The sequence below is a fragment of the Paraburkholderia susongensis genome, assembly GCF_900177725.1.
GTDB classification, from domain to species: Bacteria; Pseudomonadota; Gammaproteobacteria; order Burkholderiales; family Burkholderiaceae; genus Paraburkholderia; species Paraburkholderia susongensis.
Genome location: NZ_FXAT01000008.1, coordinates 54,057 through 71,173 on the forward strand (window position 1 = coordinate 54,057; position 17,117 = coordinate 71,173).

17 protein-coding genes are annotated in these 17,117 nt (G+C 62.3%); 9 read left to right on the plus strand and 8 right to left on the minus strand.

Going from position 1 to position 17,117, the window contains the following annotated elements; all coding sequences use genetic code 11:
• Nucleotides 1-8: 8 nt before the first annotated feature.
• Nucleotides 9-1,397, minus strand: coding sequence for a DUF2325 domain-containing protein (locus B9Z01_RS22695; protein ID WP_085487507.1), 1,389 nt, complete (start codon nt 1,395-1,397; stop codon nt 9-11).
• 146 nt (nt 1,398-1,543) lie between these two features.
• Nucleotides 1,544-2,179, minus strand: coding sequence for a hypothetical protein (locus tag B9Z01_RS22700; RefSeq protein WP_244196129.1), 636 nt, complete (start codon nt 2,177-2,179; stop codon nt 1,544-1,546).
• A 376-nt stretch (nt 2,180-2,555) separates the two neighbouring features.
• Between B9Z01_RS22700 and B9Z01_RS22705 the strand changes: the two genes are divergently transcribed.
• On the plus strand, nt 2,556-3,032 hold the full coding sequence (locus B9Z01_RS22705) for a nuclear transport factor 2 family protein (protein ID WP_085487212.1): 477 nt from the start codon (nt 2,556-2,558) through the stop codon (nt 3,030-3,032).
• 92 nt (nt 3,033-3,124) lie between these two features.
• Here B9Z01_RS22705 and B9Z01_RS22710 read toward each other — a convergent pair whose 3' ends face one another.
• Entirely contained in the window at nt 3,125-3,559 is a 435-nt protein-coding gene (locus B9Z01_RS22710; RefSeq protein ID WP_085487213.1) for a GNAT family N-acetyltransferase, read from the minus strand.
• Between the two features lie 171 nt (nt 3,560-3,730).
• The gene (locus B9Z01_RS22715) at nt 3,731-5,164 is read right to left on the minus strand and encodes an MFS transporter (protein WP_085487214.1); all 1,434 of its coding nucleotides are present in this window, start codon (nt 5,162-5,164) and stop codon (nt 3,731-3,733) included.
• Between the two features lie 675 nt (nt 5,165-5,839).
• Here B9Z01_RS22715 and B9Z01_RS22720 point away from each other — a divergent pair.
• From B9Z01_RS22720 to B9Z01_RS22725, 3 genes are all read left to right on the plus strand, one after another.
• Nucleotides 5,840-6,226: a hypothetical protein gene (locus B9Z01_RS22720; RefSeq protein ID WP_085487215.1), complete on the plus strand. Its 387-nt coding sequence runs from the start codon at nt 5,840-5,842 to the stop codon at nt 6,224-6,226.
• Nucleotides 6,227-6,339: 113 nt separating this feature from the next.
• Nucleotides 6,340-6,819 carry a glycoside hydrolase family protein gene (locus B9Z01_RS35055; RefSeq protein WP_143809036.1) on the plus strand — a complete coding sequence of 160 codons (480 nt, stop codon included), beginning with the start codon at nt 6,340-6,342 and terminating at the stop codon, nt 6,817-6,819.
• Nucleotides 6,803-7,291 carry a lysozyme inhibitor LprI family protein gene (locus tag B9Z01_RS22725; protein WP_085487216.1) on the plus strand — a complete coding sequence of 163 codons (489 nt, stop codon included), beginning with the start codon at nt 6,803-6,805 and terminating at the stop codon, nt 7,289-7,291. The genes B9Z01_RS35055 and B9Z01_RS22725 overlap by 17 nt, the downstream gene beginning before the upstream one ends.
• 76 nt (nt 7,292-7,367) lie before the next feature.
• Here the strand turns inward: B9Z01_RS22725 and B9Z01_RS35660 are convergent, their stop codons facing one another.
• Together B9Z01_RS35660 and B9Z01_RS22730 are read right to left on the minus strand one after the other, a co-directional pair.
• A complete protein-coding gene (locus B9Z01_RS35660; RefSeq protein ID WP_167387555.1) occupies nt 7,368-7,535 on the minus strand; it encodes a phage integrase central domain-containing protein in 168 nt (55 codons plus the stop codon).
• Nucleotides 7,536-7,539: 4 nt separating this feature from the next.
• Nucleotides 7,540-8,424: an isocitrate lyase/PEP mutase family protein gene (locus tag B9Z01_RS22730; RefSeq protein WP_085487217.1), complete on the minus strand. Its 885-nt coding sequence runs from the start codon at nt 8,422-8,424 to the stop codon at nt 7,540-7,542.
• Nucleotides 8,425-8,737: 313 nt separating this feature from the next.
• Between B9Z01_RS22730 and prpR the strand changes: the two genes are divergently transcribed.
• From prpR to ahpF, 3 genes are all read left to right on the plus strand, one after another.
• Nucleotides 8,738-10,804: a propionate catabolism operon regulatory protein PrpR gene (gene prpR, locus B9Z01_RS22735; RefSeq protein WP_085487218.1), complete on the plus strand. Its 2,067-nt coding sequence runs from the start codon at nt 8,738-8,740 to the stop codon at nt 10,802-10,804.
• Nucleotides 10,805-10,963: 159 nt separating this feature from the next.
• Nucleotides 10,964-11,527: an alkyl hydroperoxide reductase subunit C gene (gene ahpC / locus B9Z01_RS22740; protein ID WP_085487219.1), complete on the plus strand. Its 564-nt coding sequence runs from the start codon at nt 10,964-10,966 to the stop codon at nt 11,525-11,527.
• A 172-nt stretch (nt 11,528-11,699) separates the two neighbouring features.
• Entirely contained in the window at nt 11,700-13,298 is a 1,599-nt protein-coding gene (gene ahpF / locus B9Z01_RS22745) for an alkyl hydroperoxide reductase subunit F (protein WP_085487220.1), read from the plus strand.
• Between the two features lie 12 nt (nt 13,299-13,310).
• Here ahpF and B9Z01_RS35905 read toward each other — a convergent pair whose 3' ends face one another.
• Both B9Z01_RS35905 and B9Z01_RS22760 read right to left on the minus strand, forming a co-directional pair.
• Complete coding sequence (locus tag B9Z01_RS35905) at nt 13,311-13,559, minus strand: hypothetical protein (protein WP_208626144.1); 249 nt, start codon at nt 13,557-13,559, stop codon at nt 13,311-13,313.
• A gap of 505 nt (nt 13,560-14,064) precedes the next feature.
• Entirely contained in the window at nt 14,065-14,790 is a 726-nt protein-coding gene (locus tag B9Z01_RS22760) for a pirin family protein (protein WP_085487221.1), read from the minus strand.
• A 147-nt stretch (nt 14,791-14,937) separates the two neighbouring features.
• On the opposite strand from B9Z01_RS22760, the gene B9Z01_RS22765 reads away from it, so the two are divergent.
• Nucleotides 14,938-15,828: a LysR family transcriptional regulator gene (locus B9Z01_RS22765; RefSeq protein ID WP_085487222.1), complete on the plus strand. Its 891-nt coding sequence runs from the start codon at nt 14,938-14,940 to the stop codon at nt 15,826-15,828.
• A gap of 333 nt (nt 15,829-16,161) precedes the next feature.
• Nucleotides 16,162-17,061: a MipA/OmpV family protein gene (locus tag B9Z01_RS22770; RefSeq protein WP_085487223.1), complete on the plus strand. Its 900-nt coding sequence runs from the start codon at nt 16,162-16,164 to the stop codon at nt 17,059-17,061.
• The last annotated feature ends 56 nt before the right edge of the window (nt 17,062-17,117 follow it).

The window sequence follows — 17,117 nt, forward strand, 5'->3', positions numbered from 1 at the left end:
CGCCGCGCTCAACCGTGCCGCAGACAGAACGACGAAGGCGGCGCATGGCGAAGCTGTGCGAGATGCTCAGGATGCAGCCGCGCCATCAATTCGACGAAGCTTGCAACGCTCGCCGTGCGCAACGGGTGATAGTCGATCCCGTGACGCTCGCAGATCCGTTTGAGCGTATTCATCGAATCGTGATCGACGCAGTCCACCGGAAACACGACGATATTCGCGCCCGGCAATGCCGCGGCCAGCAACCCCTTGCGATCTTCGACACCGCCGTCATGCACGACGAGTTCGCCGCCGGCCGCTTCGACGAGCCGCTTGAGCGCGGCATTCGAGCCGGGTCTGCCGCCTACGTAGACGATCCGCTTACCCTGCACGCCGTCGAGGCTCGCGCGGCGCGTACTCGTGCCATGAGCGGCATGGGCGGTATGTGCAGCACCTGCGGCGGCGGCGTCCACGGTCGCGCGTTCGAGCGCGTCGCATTCGCTCTGCACGAGCTTTAACTGCGCCAGCGCCTGATCGCGGCTGCGGCGTAGCGCCAGCGCGGCGTCCTGTTCCTGCTGCATGCGCTGCTCGGCCGCCTCGCGGCGGCTCGTGTGCAGGGCCATGCGTTGATCGGCGTCGGCGAGCCGTTCGCGCAGATGTTGCACTTCGGCTTCGAGGCCGGCCGTGTCGGCGGGCAACTGGCGCGCGGCCTGTGCGCCCAGTTGCGTGCGAAGCTGTGCGGTCTGTTCGTCGAGCGCTGCGATCGACCTGTCGCGCTCGATGCTGAGTTCCTGCAGGCGGCTCTGCTGCCGCTCGATCTTCTCCTTCAGCGCAGCGTTTTCTTCTTCCAATGCAACGAGCCGGCGGATATCCGCGCGATTGGCCGCGCCGACCAGATGCGACAGCATGTGCAATTCCCCGAACGCTTTCTGACGCACGGGCATCGTCGCGAGCGGATGCGACATGAGCGCCCAGTAAGCGGGCGGGATGTCGCCGTTTTTGAGCGCTTCGTCCCAGAGCTTCAGCAGGTCGAAATCGTCGGTGGCTTTCTCGAAGCGGCGGATCGCGCCCGCGTAGCGTTCGTCGAGCAGCTTGCGCAGTGCCTTCGCGCCCGCGCCGCCCTCAATCGCGAGTTCCACCGCGGTGTGATGGATCTCGAGATCGCTCGCGTCGCGACGATCGAGATTGGTGAATCGGGGTACCAGCTTGCGCAATTCGTGCGTGCTCAGACATGTGCCGATGATCGAGCAATGCAGATGACTGTCGAGTTCGGACAGACGCGCGCGCCGCTTTACGCCCGGCAGTGTTGCCTTGACGGGCGAGCAGCATGGGTCGACTGCGCGAATGCCGGTGCTGGCAAGCTCGTCGCCGGACAGTTTCAGACGCGGAGGCTGGGCAAGAGGAAACGGGGGCGTGTGCATGAAGGTCTCGAATCCGGTTCGTGTCAAGCGTGCCGAACGCATGCGCTTACGCTCATCACGCGAACAGCATCGCTTTCGATGTATTCAGATGGATATAGCGATGGGCGAAAAAAGGCGTTCATTAGCAGCGTTCGTGCATCAGGATGTCAGTCGGCGGGGTGCGCGAGCGCGGGCTCGGCGCGCGGGTTTAGCGGCTCGGGAACCACGGCAGCGGTCCTGGCGGTTCGCACACGGCGCACGGCGGCACGTTGGTGCTGGCCCGCAGGGCGAGCCACTGGGCGAACCATTTCGCCGGCTGGCCGCACATGCTGTTCGAGTACGTGCCCGACGCACAGCCCGACCATCGCGGTGTCGAGCCGTTCGAGTTCCGCCACCACCTTGCGCAACGCGGGTAGATCGTTGCTGAACGCGTCGGAGAAGATCGCATCGCGCAGATGCTCCGCGAGACGTGCTTCCTCGATCGTTGTCTTCAGTTCGCGCAGACGCGCGAAGGCTGTCGTGCGTGCCTGCTCGGCAAGAATCGACAGCAACTGGTTCAGCGAATGCGAGCCCGACGTGCCGATCGCCTTGAAGCTCAACTGGCCGCCGCTCAGCATGATGACGAAGCGCTGCACGCTGCCGTAGAGGCGGCGATAGGCATCGACGACATCGCGGATCGATTCGGCCCGCCCGCGCTCGGAGGCCGATTTCACCGCGACGATGGCCGACGAAATCTCGCTCGCCACGCGCTGACCGGGTTGAACGCGCGGCCCGAGGGCCGGCAAAGTGGATCGACTGCGCACCGCTGACGGCTCCTCGCGATTCGTTGCGCTTCACCGCTGTGGCGGCGAAGCCTACCGTAATATCCAACAGGATATAACGAAAGACGCTTGGCGTGTTGCATCGGAAGCTGACGGTCGTGCGCTTTTGCGGGTGTGTTGTTTGCGCCGGTAGTGGCCATGGCCGCGGGCGTGTGGTTCGCCAGGCTGGCGGAGCTTGTGCGGTTGCGGGGTGTGGTGTTGCGGGAGTAACCGCGCTTGCTGTGAAGCTTGATCCACCGCAAAACCCCCGCCCACGCGATTTTCCGATATCGTGTGCGCCATGCCCGCCGCATATCCCGCGCGGGCGCTTTTCCGGGGCGCGGCACATCGCGCTCCCGCAACGCACGATATCTAAATAATGAGCCATCCCAACATCGAGCTGATCGAACGCTTTTACACCGCCTTCCAGCAACGCGACGCCGAGACCATGGTCGCCTGCTATGCCGACGACGTCGTCTTCAGCGATCCCGCCTTCGGCGAACTGCGCGGCGACGAAGTGCACGACATGTGGCGCATGCTCGTCAAGCACGCGCAGGACTTCTCGCTGAGCTTCGGCGAGATCGAAGCGGACGACGAGAGCGGCCGCGCCCAATGGGTCGCGAGCTATCAGTTCAGCCAGACGGGCCGGCCCGTGGTGAACAGGATCGACGCGCGCTTCGTGTTCCGCGACGGGCTCATCATTGAGCATCGCGACCGTTTCGATCTGTGGCTGTGGATGCGTCAGGCGATGGGCGTCCGCGGCACGCTGTTAGGCTGGTCGCCGCTCGTGCAGCGCATGCTCAGGGCACAGGCGCGCCGGGGGCTCACGCTTTATCGCGGGAATCTGCATCGCTGAGAGGGGGCGGAGAAGCCGTTGAGGAACCGCTGAAAAACCGCTGGGAAACCCGCTTCCCAGGCTCCGTACTTCGCCTCGCGCTCAGTCTGTGCTCACGCCCGTTTATAAACATCCGGCCGATGCAGCTCCATATAGCGCTCGGGATTCGTCAGCGACTTGAAGCCGTGCGGAGCGTACAGGTGGTGCGCGTCGGTCGTCACCAGCATGATCCTGCGCAGACCCGCGAGCGACGGGCTCGCGAAAATGTGCTTCATCAGCCCGGACGCATGGCCGTTGCCGCGATATTCGGGCAACACGAAGACGTCGCACAGATACGCGACGGTGGCTTTATCGGTAACGAGGCGCGCGAACGCGATCTGCTTGCCGTCGAGATAGCCGCCGAAGCAGAGCGAGCCCGCGACGGCCCGCTCGAAGGTTTCGCGCGGCATGCCCTTCGCCCAGTCGGTTTCCTGTGACAGGAACGCGTAAACCATCTCGAGGTCGAGATCGCTGTTGCTGCTCGAAATCATCAGTTCGCTTGCTGGCACCGCGTGTCTCCTCAGTCGTCTGGCCTGGTTGTTTCGCTCGGGCATCTTGCCCGGTTATGCCGCTCCGCGGTCCGGCCTGGTCATGCCGGTCCGCTGTTCCGCCCGTCCACTGTTCTGCCCGGTTTCCCAGCCGGGTTTTCCAACCGGTTTTCCCGCCAGGCCCCGCTTCGCTCAGCTCTTCGCCGTGTTTTCCCCGCCGCGCGAGCCTCCGCCGATGCTCTGTCCGGCGTTGCGCGCGAGCCCCATGTAGCCGAGCACCGACAGCAGCGTCAACACGCCGGCGAACAGGAACGCGAGGCGGAAATCGTCGAGCGTGAACACGTGGCCGCTCGTTTCGCCGTTGATGAGCGCCGCGACGCGCAGCGACACCGCGCCGAACGCGATGCCGAGGCCGATCGTCATCTGCGCGGCCGCGCTCCAGAGCGTGCTGGCCGCGCTCATCTGCGGTTGCGCGATGTCGGCGTAGGCGAGGGTGGCGAGCGTCGAGAACTGCATCGAACGCGCGACGCCGTACACGAAGACGACGATCAGCACGAGCGCGAGCGGCACGTTCGGCGTCAGCAGCCCGCACGCAATGATGAACAGACCCGCCACCGTCACGTCGACGATCGACACCATGCGAAAGCCATAGCGTTGCAGGATGCGCGTGGTCAGCGCCTTCATGCCGAGATTGCCGAGCGCGCTCGCAAGCAGCAGCAGCCCCGAGCGGAACGCCGACAACCCGAAGCCGACCTGGAACAGCAACGGCATCAGATAAGGCACCGCGCCGATGCCGATGCGCGTGAGCGACCCCGTGACGACCGTCACCGAGAACGTGGGCACCTTCAGCGTCGAGACGTCGACGAGCGGATGCGGATGACGCTTCGCGTGCTGGAATGCAATCGCGCCGACCACGAGCCCGCCCGTCACGATCGCGCACGCAAGCCACGGATTGGTGGCCGGCTGGCTCGCGAGTTCAGCGCCGTACAGGATCGCGGTCAGCGCGATGCCGCTCAGCACGAGGCCGGTCACGTCGAGCGGCTTGCGTCCGGATTCGCGCAGGTTCGGCACGAGCATCAGCGCGACCGCGATCGCCGCGATACCGAACGGCACGTTGAGCAGGAAAATCCAGCGCCACGACGCGTAGGTCGTGATGAAGCCGCCGACCGGCGGCCCGACCACCGGCGCCGCGATGGCCGGCCACGTGATCGTCGAGATGGCCTGCATCATGCGGCTCTTCTCGGTGCTGCGTACCACGATGAGCCGGCCGACCGGCACCATCATCGCGCCGCCGATGCCTTGCAGCAGACGCGCCGCGGTGAACTCGGGCACGTTCTGCGACAGCCCGCAGAGCACCGACGCGACCGTGAACACGCCAATCGCACTGACGAAGACCGTGCGCGCGCCGCAGCGGTCGGCGACCCAGCCGCTCGCAGGAATGAAGATCGCGAGCGCGAGCATGTACGCGGTCATGCCGAGGCTCAGGCTGTTCGGGCCGACGCCGAACGAGCGCGCCATCTGCGGCAGCGCGGTGGCGATCACCGTGGTGTCGAGATACTCCATGAAGAAGGTGGCCGCGACGATATACGGCAGCCACCCGACGTACGCGTTGCGAGTGCCGCTCATCGTGCGATCCCCGCTGCCGGGCGCATGAGCGCATGCGCGTGAAGACCGTTGGCGAGCCGGCGCGTTGCGCGCGTGGGTGTTGACTTCATGGTGTTCGCGACTACCTTTCGATTGCGTTTTGCCGGCGTTCGTGCGAGCGGATCGGAGGCTGGCTGCCGAACGGTGACGGAGTGGCTGCGGGTTGGGACGACATCGGTTTGCCTCTCGGCTTGTCCGATTACCAACCCTGAATCGTAACGCAAGAAAGGGGGCGGCACCGTGGTGGCGTGCAGGGTTTGGGGTGCATCGTGTAATCACGGGCTCCGCATCGGCAGTTTTTGTCGAATGCCAATTTTTGGCTGGATTTGTCGCTTCGTGTGAGTTGCAGACAGATTTCAGAGTTATCCGATCGTATGGGAGGCGAATTCACCGTAACGTCGATTCGACGTTGGCGTGGTTTCTGTTGCTGTTTCGCCGTTAGATACCGTTTTCGATTCTTTATTAAGGAAAACTGCAAATGTTGGGGGAGTGGCAACGTAAAGGCCCGTTCTGCCTCATCACGGTTGGAGCACTTACCGGGCTATTCATGCACGTCGACAGGGGTTGGGGCGACAGTGCCTCACGCGTCAAACCAGTGAATAGCGCAACCAGCGAAGCACAACCGCTTCGCGTGTATCCCGGCTACGGGGAGCGCTTATGACGGACAAGGAGGATTGTCTGCTTTGTCGTGTGACCTATTCGATATTCGAGCGCTTTCCGGACGTGCCCTCCGGAATGGTGATAAACGTCGAAACCGGCAATTTCTTTCCACTTGCCACGCTTCGCTCGTATTCATCTGGTCGCGACATGGTCGAAGCCTTGGGCGTTGCATGGGCGTGCCAGTGCAGCGAAGACTGGTTCGATCAGCAGTTCGTGCTGTGCGATTCGCGAGGGAACGTACTACGCGATACGTACTACACGGTTCGATTTTCCGACAATCGTTTCATGCACGGCGTGACCGACGCGGAAGGGCGAACCCGTCGATATCGGACTAACGGCGCGCGATCCATTCACCTTTATCTTGGTCATAAACAGGGGGCGTAGTGCCTGATGCACTTGGAACAGCGGTAACAAACACAGACCCGAATTCATGCGTAACCGTTCAATCAGGTAGGCTCTGCAAGCCTTGGCGTCTTTCGACAGACGGATACACGTTTATGGCAGTTCTCGAAAGCGGGATAGTAAATGGGACTTACCAGGGAAAACGAGTTGTAGATGGGTTTATTGTGCAAGTCTATGACGACGGTTATGGCATCCCGACGGTTGGGTTCGGACATAAGATTTTGCCTAAGGATGATCTCAGGATAGGCGAAATAATATCGGCCGAGCGCGCAAGGTCTTTTTTTGAAATTAATTTGCAGCCGATTGAAGATGCTATAAATTCGGACGTGTGGGTTCTACTATATCAATACGAGTACGATGCGCTCGTTTCTGTTCTGTTTAATACTGGTCCAAACCGCAAGTCTAGCGATCCCTGGTCTGGGACTCGTTCAAAATATTTGGCCAGTTTTTTGAATCACGGTGAATACAATAGAATGGGAGATGTAATTCATTCATTTATTGCACAACGAGTGCCTTGGCGTCGTCGTCTCGAAGCACGGCTCTTCATAACGGGGATTTATGATGCGCGTCATTAGCGTATTCGCACTGCTCTTTTTGACAGCGCAGGCAGCTTATTCATCAACATCGATCTATGGATCAGAATTCGACTATAAAAAAGCAAAGCCTACGAGCACGTATTTTTCAGGAAAAAGCAGAAAGGAAATTGCGTCCTACTGCAAAAATGAAAGGCTTGGAACAATGGATTTATCGGCCTGCGCGCAATTCCGTTATGAAGGCGCTATCGATGCTCTTAACAGAAAGGTCCTGGAGGTAGAAAAAACTATCGCGGTTGACGATAAGGCAAACGGTGTATATGGGGAACCTGCGGCATTGCCTTACTTCAAAAAAGCTCAAATGCACTGGCAACTTTATAGAGACAATGATTGCTATTCAAATGTCTATGAGGTAGGTCCGGCATCGCTGCGGTTTATCGATTTTTGGGACTGCATGACCAGAATGACAAAGAACAGGCTTGACGAACTGGCTAAGCCCAACTCCGATGAATGACAGAAGGAGGAACCACTATAGACCGCGAGATTGCGAAGATCATGGCCAGTCAGGCACAAAGGTTGTGCCGAGAGGTTCAGCCAAGATAAAAGTATCGCGCGGTCGCATAAAACATGCGCTGACGCGTACGGCGCGCCGTCTCAGGTTGCTCAAGCCCGATAGGGCGCAGCACATCAGCGCATTCGCCCAGTGTGATCGCCTCAAGCTTCTCCACGCCGATTGCAGGCAACACGTCGGCAGACACCCCCTCATTCCTTCGCCGCATACTCCTTGTCGAGCCGGTCATACAGCGGCTTGTTGACGAGCCGCTGGCGCTCGCTGAACGGCGCGACGAGCGTTGCATCTTCGTCGAGCCGGCCGTTGTTCCTGAGCGTGCCGAGCGCGCGCTGCATGCCGAGCACCGCGCCTTGCAGCGCCGCGTTCGCGTACAACACGATGCCGTAGCCGAGTTTGGCGAGCGCGTCGCGTGACTGCACCGGCGTCTTGCCGCCGATCACGATGTTGATGAGCTGCGGCGCCTCGAACAGCGACGGCAGACGTTCGATGTCGGCGAGCGATTCGGTCGCCTCGATGAACAGGATGTCGGCGCCCGCCTCGATGAAACGGTGACCGCGCTCGATCGCGTCCTCGATGCCGTGCACCGCCGCCGCGTCCGTGCGCGCCATGATCTGCAGGTTTGCGTCTTCGCGCGCATCGACGGCCGCGCGGATTTTGCCGACCATCTCGCTCGTGGCAACCACCTCCTTGCCCGAGAAGTGGCCGCATTTCTTCGGCATCACCTGGTCTTCGAACTGGATCACATCGGCACCACTGCGCTCGAGCACGCGCACGGTCTGGCGCACGTTCAACGCGTTGCCGAAGCCGGTGTCGGCATCGACGATCAGCGGCAGCGCGACCGCGTCGCGGATGCGCGCCGTGTGCTCGGCGACCTCGGCAAGGCCGATGAAACCGAGGTCGGGCAGGCCGAGCGACATATTGGTGACGCCCGCGCCGGTGATGTAGATCGCCTCGAAACCCGCATCCTCGATCACGCGCGCGCTCATCGCGTTGAACGCGCCGGGCACGAGCAGGCCCTGGCGCTGGTTGACCTTGGCGCGGAACGCGGCGCGGCGGGTAGCGGAAGTGGTGGTCATGATGCGGGTCTCCAGAAGGGGAATCGGTAGTGGAATGCGGGCGTCATTGTGCAGGAAGCGTGCCATTGGATGCGTTTCGCGGCTTACATCAGCGAATCAAGGGCTTGCGAGACTTTGCCCGGGCTTGAGGGTTCGTGGCACAATAAGCGGAACGTTTCATGAAACGTTTCGTGGAACGTTCCGCGGGGCTGAGCCGGGGCATTTTGCGTCTTCGGGTTTCATGCGCGTGCGCTTGAGAACCCGAAACCCCGAGAACCTTGGCAAGGCCCATGAGTTCTTCGATCCGCCCTGACTATCAACCAGGAGAGCCGCGGTGTCCACCTTCACCCCGTTCCTCGCGAACCCGAATCCTCATGCCGATTCCGGCCGCCCCGGGGTCGCACTCGTCAGTATCAGCCGGCTGCAATCGCTTTGCGAAGCGGTCGCGCCGCGCTACGCAGGGCGCGCGAAATTCTTCACGGTGCGCGAGGGCTACGGCGCGGCCGTTGCCACGCTGCAAGCCTACGTCGACGCGGGTTCGGTCGACGTCGTGCTGTCCGCCGGCTCGAACGGCGCGTATCTGCGCGAGCACCTGAACGTGCCGGTCGTGATGGTCAAGGTGAACGGCTTCGACGTGTTGAGCGCGATCACGCGCGCCACCGCCACGTGGCCAGGCGCGCGCATCGGGCTCGTGCTGCATGAGGCGATCGCGCACGAACTCACCGATTTGAGCCCGCTGCTCAACGTCGACCTGCGGCAGTGCGCCTACCGGTCGATCGACGAAGTACGGCTCGCGGTCGAGCAGCTCGGCGCTGACGGATGCAGCGTCGTCATCGGGGCCGGCATGGCCTGCGACTTCGCGCAGCAAGCCGGGCTGGAGAGCGTGTTCCTGTATTCGCTTGCCGCGGTCGAAGAGGCGTTCGAGCGCTCCGTCGAACTGGCTCGCGTGAGCCGGCAGAAGGAATCGAAGCGCGTGCGCCTGAACACGATCGTCGCGCATCTGCGTGACGGCGTCGCCGCGTTCGACGAAGCCGGCCAGCTCGAAGCCGTCAACCCGGCGATGCTCGAACTGCTCGGGTTGGACGCCTCGAAGGAAGTCCCGTTGGGCGACGCCCTGAAGGACGTGCCCAAGGAGGCCCTGGAGGACATACCGGCGGACATCGCGAACCTGCCCGCGCAGGTCACTCGCACGCTCGCGCCGCTGCTGCGCGCAACCCTCGCTCACGACCAGCCCGTCGACGAGCACATCGAGCAGATCGGCGGCCGTGCGCTGATCGTCAACTGCGTGCCGATCGTCGAGCAAGGCGCGCGCACGGGGTTCGTCGTGACTGCGCAGGATGCGCTCGTTGCGCAGCGGATCGACCGGTCGCTGCGTACGAGCCAGCGGCCAAAGCATCTGGTCGCGCGGCATCAGCTCGCCGATCTGATCGGCGCTTCGGCGGCGCTCGAACGCGTGCGCCGGCTTGCGCGCGCGGGCGCCGCGCATGACGCGACCGTGCTGCTGACCGGCGAAAGCGGCACCGGCAAGGAGCTGGTCGCGCAGGGCATCCACAATGCGAGCCGGCGGCGCGGCAATCCGTTCGTCGCGTTCAATTGCGCGGCGCTGCCCGAGGGCTTGATCGAAAGCGAGTTGTTCGGCCACGAGGAGGGGGCGTTCACGGGCGCGCGGCGCGGCGGCAAGCCGGGGCTCTTTGAAATTGCTCATACCGGCACGATTTTTCTCGATGAAATCGGCGAAATGCCGGCCGCGTTGCAAAGCCGGCTGCTGCGCGTGCTGCAGGAGCGCGAGGTCATGAAGCTCGGCGCAGGCCGCGCGACGCCGGTCGACGTGCGGGTGATCGCGGCCACGCATCGCAACCTGCATGCGCTCGTCGAGCAGGGCGCGTTTCGCGCGGATCTGTATTTCCGGTTGAATCTGCTTCAGATAGAATTGCCACCGCTGCGCGAGCGGCGCGGCGATATTGCGCCGCTCGCGCGGCACCTGCTGGAACGCAGCGCGTTGCAGTACGGCTTGTCGGCGGTGGCACTCGAACGGGTGCTCGCGTTTCTCGCTCCGCTTTTCGAGCATTACGCATGGCCGGGCAATGTCCGCGAGCTGGAAAATCTGCTGGTGCGCGCCGCCATCTATGCCGGCGCACTACCTGAAGACTCGGCCGGCGGCACCGCGAGCGACGCGTCGGACGACTGGCGGGCGGTGTTCCCCGAGTTCGGACGGCTTAGGCCGGCAGCGGCCATCGAGGCGCCAGCAAGCGCCGCCGTTTCCGTGAATACGCCGCCGCGCGCCACGCCCACCCGCGAAGATGCGCTACTCGCGCTCGAACGCTCCGGCGGCAACCGTGCCGCCGCCAGCCGCGCGCTGGGGATCGGCCGGACCACGCTGTGGCGGCTTCTGAAGGACTGAAAGGGGCTTGGGCAAACGCGAAAGCGGCACTGATAGTCAGCACCAAAAAAATAAATAGCAAATTACTATCAATATATTTAAGACAATCCACTTTACCTATTAAGCGTAATCTGACATACTGGTTCCACTTTCCAACCACCCAGAAAGAGGACTCAGTAAATGCCGATCATCAACAGTCAAGTCAAACCGTTCAAGGCACAGGCTTATCACAACGGCGATTTCAAGACCGTCACTGAAGAAAGCCTGAAGGGCAAGTGGTCGGTTTTCGTGTTCTACCCGGCCGACTTCACGTTCGTGTGCCCGACCGAACTGGGTGACCTGGCCGATCGTTACGAAGATTTCAAGAAGCTCGGCGTGGAAATCTACAGCGTGTCGACCGATACGCACTTCACGCACAAGGCATGGCACGACACGTCGGACACGATCCGGAAGATCAAGTACCCGATGCTGGCTGACCCGACGCTCGCCATCTCGCGCAACTTCGACGTGCTGATCGAAGAAGAAGGCCTCGCGCTGCGCGGCACGTTCGTGGTCAACCCGGAAGGCGAGATCAAACTGTGCGAAATCCACGACAACGGCATCGGCCGTGACGCTGGCGAACTGCTGCGCAAGGTCCAGGCCGCGCAATACATCGCGGCTCACCCGGGTGAAGTGTGCCCCGCCAAGTGGACGCCGGGCGCAGAAACGCTGACCCCGTCGCTCGACCTGATCGGCAAGATCTAAGGGTCGCGCAGCTTCGGCTGCATCCGTAGTCAGCATTTCCCGGTATTTTCCGGCGCATCGCCGCGCAAACCATCCAATACGGCGCTTTGCGCGTGCCCGGGCCGCACGTGTTCTATCCGGACGCGTGCGGCGCCGGGAATCCCATACCCCTCGTCACGGAAAACGCAAAGCCATGCTTGACGCCAATCTCAAGACTCAGCTGAAAACGTACCTCGAAAAAGTTAGCAGGCCTATTGAACTCGTCGCGTCGGTCGACGACAGCGCGAAGTCGCAGGAGCTGCTGGCCTTGTTGAACGATATCGCGACGTTGTCGGAGCGCGTCACGGTGGTCGAGCGTCGCGACGATGGCGAGCGCAAGCCGTCGTTTTCGATTGGCGAAGTGGGCAAGGACACCGGCATCCGTTTCGCCGGTATTCCGATGGGGCATGAATTCACGTCGCTCGTCCTCGCATTGCTGCAGGTCGGCGGCCATCCGGTCAAACTCGACGATGCGGTGATCGAACAGATCCGCAATCTCGACGGCGACTATCAATTCGAAACGTATTTCTCGCTGTCGTGCCAGAACTGCCCGGAAGTCGTGCAGGCGCTGAACGTGATGGCGCTGATCAATCCGCGCATCCGTCACGTCGCGATCGACGGCGCGCTGTTCCAGAACGAGGTCGACGCGCGCCAGATCATGGCGGTACCGACGATGTTCCTGAACGGCGACGTGTTCGGCCAGGGCCGCAGCGGCGTGAAGGAAATCCTCGCGAAGCTCGACACCAACGCCGGCGCGCGTGCCGCGAAGGAGCTCGAGAAGAAGCCGGTGTTCGACACGCTGATCGTCGGCGGCGGCCCGGCGGGTGCGGCCGCGGCCATCTACTCCGCGCGCAAGGGCATTGCGACCGGTGTCGTGGCCGAGCGTTTCGGCGGCCAGGTGCTCGATACGCTTGCGATCGAAAACTTCGTTTCCGTGACAGAAACCGAAGGGCCGAAATTCGCGGCCGCGCTCGAACAGCACGTGAAGGCCTATGACGTCGACATCATGGACGTGCAGCGCGCCGAAGCGCTGATCCCGGGGCGCGTCAACGAAGTGCGTCTCGCCAATGGCGCGGTGCTGAAGGCGAAGACGATCGTCCTTGCAACCGGTGCGCGCTGGCGCGAAATCAACGTGCCGGGCGAGCGCGAGTATCGCAATCACGGCGTGGCATATTGCCCGCACTGCGATGGTCCGCTCTTCAAGGGCAAGCGCGTCGCGGTGATCGGCGGCGGCAACTCGGGCGTCGAGGCGGCGATCGACCTCGCGGGTATCGTGCGCGAAGTGACGCTGCTCGAATTCGGCGTGACGCTGCGTGCCGATGAAGTGCTGCAACGCAAGCTGCGCAGCCTGCCGAACGTGACGGTCGTCACCGAGGCGCAGACCACGGAAATCACCGGCGACGGCAAGAAGGTCAACGGTCTCATCTACAAGGATCTGCAGTCGGGCGACGTGAAGAAGGTCGAGCTCGAAGGCGTGTTCGTGCAGATCGGTCTCGTGCCGAACACCGAATGGCTGAAGGGCACGGTCGAGTTGTCGAAGCACGGCGAGATCGTCGTGGACGCACGCGGCGCGACTTCGGTGCCGGGCGTATTCGCCGCGGGCGACGTGACCACGGTGCCGTACAAGCAGATCGTGATCGCGGTGGGCGAAGGTGCGAAGGCGTCGCTCTCGGCGTTCGATTACCTGATTCGCAGTAGCGCGGAAGTGGAAAGCGAGGCGGAAGTTGACGCGGAAGTCGAAGCGGTGGCTTGATGTTTTGATGCGTTAGCTTCGATGAGGGACGGCGGCTTGCGGGCTGCCGTTTTTTATTTGTGCCTGCGGTGTTGGTCTTTTCTTGTTTTTTTGTTGGTCTGTTGGGGTTTGTTCCTTTGCGGGGCGGGCGCTTGCTTTCTTTGTTTCTGCGGTGTTGGCCTTTCCTTGCTTTCTTGTCGGTCTATTGGCGTTGCCCCTGTGCGGGGCGGCACCTACTTTCTTTGCGGCTGCAAAGAAAGTAGGCAAAGAAAGCAGCTTCACACCGCCAGCTCTTAAGCGGGTCTCCTGGCTTGGAGGGGGCAGTGGTGCATCTGGAATCTGTGCCCTCGCACATTTGCCGTAAGTGACAAGGCAGTCATTCTTCCGGCGGCGCTGCGCGCCCCGAACCCCTGTTCAAAAACCATCGGTTTTTTTCGGCGCATCGCCGAGGCGAAGCCGATGGCCCCCACGGAGCAAGGCTCGCCTCACTGCTTTCGCCTGCAGACCCGTCCGCGACGCACGTAGTGCGGAGTGGGAGCGGATGATGGCTTTGTCACCAGCGCGCAATGTGCGGGAGCACAGACTCCAGATGCACCACTATCCCCTCCAAGCCAGGGGCCCCGCTTAAGAATTGGCGGTGTGAAGCTGCTTTCTTTGCCTACTTTCTTTGCAGCCGCAAAGAAAGTAGGTGCCGCCCCGCACAGGGGCAACGCTAATAGACCAATAAGAAAACAAGGAAAGGCCAACACCGCAGGAACAAAGAAAGCAAGCCCCACCCCGCACACCATCACCCCCACAACGCCGAACTCTCGATATTGCGCAGATCAAACACGAGCACTTCCGCATCATGACCTTGCGTGAACGTCAACGCCTCCTCACCGCGCACCCGTACGCCATCACCTTCACCGAGTTCAACCCCGTTCACCGTGACGCCACCGCGCGCCACGTGAACATACGCGTAACGGTCGCTCGCGAGTTCGAGGCGCGCCGTTTCAGCACCGTCGAAGAGCCCCGCATAGACGCGCGCATCCTGTTGCAGCACCAGCGAGTTGTTCGCGCCATCCGGCGACAGCACGAGCCGCAGTACGCCGCGCTTGTCGTCCGCGCTGAAATGCTGCTGCTGATAATGCGGCGCCGTGCCCTGTTTGGCCGGGGCGATCCAGATTTGCAGGAAGTGCACCGGCTCGCTCTTCGAATGGTTGTATTCACTGTGCGCGACGCCGGTGCCCGCGCTCATCAACTGGATGTCGCCCGGCACGATCACCGAACCGGTGCCCATCGTGTCCTTGTGTTCGAGCGCGCCTTCGAGCACGTACGAAAAGATTTCCATGTCGCGATGCGGATGCTTGCCGAAGCCCTGGGCTGGCGCCACGCGGTCGTCGTTGATGACGAGCAGGTCGGAGAAGCCGTTCTGCTTCGGATCGTGATAGTTCGCGAACGAAAACGTGTGACGCGAGCTGAGCCAGCCGTGTTCCGCACGGCCGCGTTGATTGGCGTGTCTGATTTCGAGCATGCTGTTTCTCCTTGAGTTGGTCGTGCAACCTGTCATGCGCTCGGGCCAATGGTTTGGCCGCGATCCATGAACGACAGTTTAGGTCAATCCAGATGGGTATAATCGGCATGAAAACGGAAACACTGTCGCTATGGAGTGGACAATACGATGCAACTCGAAGACATGCGGATTTTCGTCGCCACCGTCGACGCTCATCACTTCACTGCCGCGGCAAATCGTCTGTCGCTGTCGAAGCAGTTCGTGAGCCGTCGCGTGATGGCGCTCGAAGAAGCGCTGGGTGTGCAGTTGTTGATCCGCAATACGCGCAAGCTGGCCGTGACCGATCTCGGCCAGGAGTTTTACGAGCGGGCGCGGCGCATTCTCAACGAGGTGGAAGACGCCGAGCAGGCGATGTCGCTGCGGCGCGCCGGCCCGCGCGGGCTGCTCCGTGTGAGTGCGCCGATGTCGTTCGGCATGATGCATTTGTCGCCGCTCGTGTCGGCGTTTCTGCGCGAGCATGGCGACGTACGCTTCGACATGGAGCTGAGCGACCGCACCGTCGACGTGATCGGCGAGGGTTTCGACATGGCGATCCGCATCGGCACGCTGTCCGATTCGACGCTGATCGCGCAGAAGCTGATCGATGTGAGGATGCTGGTGTGCGCCAGCCCGGCTTACCTGAAGCGTCGCGGTAAGCCGGCCACGCCCGTGGACCTTGCGCGTCACGCGTGCCTGCTATACGGCCACGGCGGCGTGGTGAGCTGGGAGTTCATGGTCGACGGTGCGGCGAAGAGCGTCGAGGTGCGCGGCCCATTGCGGGCCAACAACGGCGACCTGATTCGCGACGCGGCCGTCGCGGGGCTCGGGCTCGTGCGGCTTCCCGACTTTATCGTCGCCGATGCGCTGAAAAGCGGGCAGTTGGTGTCCGTGCTCGAGGCGTTTCTGCCGAAGGCGACGGGCGTCTACGCGGTTTATCCGCAGCACCGGCAAAGCTCGGTCACGATCCGGGCGTTCGTCGAGTTTTTGCGCAAGCATTTGAAGAAGAGGTTGGCGGGGTGACGGAGGGCTCGCTCCACTACCACTACGTATCCCATCCCCGATTCATCGATTCACCACGGACTTGGCGCATATTTTGCGAGGGGCCTTGTGTGGGCCATGTGTGGGCCATGTTCCGCGACGCAGCCATGGAGACGAAACCCACCGGTCGGCCTTATTGGGGCGCTTCGCCCCTGCGACCTTGCCGTGCCAGCGCGTGTTGTGCAGCGCGCGTCGTTTACTGGAAGAATTACATGCCGCAAGTAGCAGCGCGGCGGTCGCCCGAGCTTTTCGGTCCGTCATGGATCCCGGGCGAGGACATAACCTCTTCGCGACAAGCGAGATCGGAGGCTTCTGGTGTTGAACAGCCACAGAAAAAAGCGGGGCGGCAAGCTCCGCAAGAAACAAACCGGCATCGCGGCAACCTCGCTCATCGCCGCGACCCTTGGCGGGATGGCCTTTTCGCCGGGCGCGGCGTTCGCCCAGACGCCGTCGCCGCTCGGCGAATGGCAATATTCGGTCGGCATTCCGCTGCAGAAGATGTGGCAGCCGGACATTCCCGACTGGCAGGTGCGTCTCGGCGCGGCAACGTCGTTCCAGCCGCGATTCGAAGGCTCGGACCGTTATCACCTCGTGGCCGGCCCGAGCATCGACGTGCGTTACAAGGATCTGCTCTTTCTATCGAGCGGCGAAGGCTTCGGTGTGAACTTCGCGCAGGGCCAGAACTGGCGCATGAGTCTTGCCGCCGTCTACGATCTGGGTCGGCGCGCGCGCGACGATCCGCAGGAACTCGACGGACTCGGCAACATCAACGCCGCGCCGGGTCTGAAGCTGTCCGGCGAATACGTCGTGTCGAAGGAGTTTCCGCTCGTGGTGCGCGCCGACATCCGCCGCTATTTCGGCGGCTCGAACGGCTGGATCGGCGATATCAGCGCCTATCTGCCGATGCCTGGCAGCACGAAGAAATTCTTCTGGTTCGCCGGCCCGAACGTATCGCTCGCGGACTCCAACTATATGAACAGCTGGTTCGGCGTCAATCAGGAGCAGGCCGCGCACTCGCAGTATTCGCAGTACCACGCGAGCGCGGGCTTCAAGTCGGTGGGCTTCGGTGTCAGCGCGGTCTGGCTGTTCAGCAAGCACTGGTTCGCGACGGCTGACGGCGCGTTCGAGCAACTGGTCGGTAGCGCGGGCAATAGTCCGATCACACGCAGCCGCGCGACCGGTGTGGCCGATGTGTCGATCAACTATCGCTTCTGATGCGACTGGTTCCACGGACCCGGCTGACCCGGGCAGAACCGGGATGCGCAAAGCCG

What these genes read in the sequence shown, in the direction of transcription:
- B9Z01_RS22765 (WP_085487222.1), top strand. Translation starts at nt 14,938, where the DNA reads ATGCAACTCGAAGACATGCGGATTTTCGTCGCCACCGTCGACGCTCAT.
- B9Z01_RS22715 (WP_085487214.1), bottom strand. Translation starts at nt 5,164, where the DNA reads ATGAGCGGCACTCGCAACGCGTACGTCGGGTGGCTGCCGTATATCGTC.
- B9Z01_RS22705 (WP_085487212.1), top strand. Translation starts at nt 2,556, where the DNA reads ATGAGCCATCCCAACATCGAGCTGATCGAACGCTTTTACACCGCCTTC.
- B9Z01_RS22760 (WP_085487221.1), bottom strand. Translation starts at nt 14,790, where the DNA reads ATGCTCGAAATCAGACACGCCAATCAACGCGGCCGTGCGGAACACGGC.
- ahpC (WP_085487219.1), top strand. Translation starts at nt 10,964, where the DNA reads ATGCCGATCATCAACAGTCAAGTCAAACCGTTCAAGGCACAGGCTTAT.
- B9Z01_RS22695 (WP_085487507.1), bottom strand. Translation starts at nt 1,397, where the DNA reads ATGCACACGCCCCCGTTTCCTCTTGCCCAGCCTCCGCGTCTGAAACTG.
- B9Z01_RS35055 (WP_143809036.1), top strand. Translation starts at nt 6,340, where the DNA reads ATGGCAGTTCTCGAAAGCGGGATAGTAAATGGGACTTACCAGGGAAAA.
- ahpF (WP_085487220.1), top strand. Translation starts at nt 11,700, where the DNA reads ATGCTTGACGCCAATCTCAAGACTCAGCTGAAAACGTACCTCGAAAAA.
- B9Z01_RS22720 (WP_085487215.1), top strand. Translation starts at nt 5,840, where the DNA reads ATGACGGACAAGGAGGATTGTCTGCTTTGTCGTGTGACCTATTCGATA.
- B9Z01_RS22725 (WP_085487216.1), top strand. Translation starts at nt 6,803, where the DNA reads ATGATGCGCGTCATTAGCGTATTCGCACTGCTCTTTTTGACAGCGCAG.
- B9Z01_RS22730 (WP_085487217.1), bottom strand. Translation starts at nt 8,424, where the DNA reads ATGACCACCACTTCCGCTACCCGCCGCGCCGCGTTCCGCGCCAAGGTC.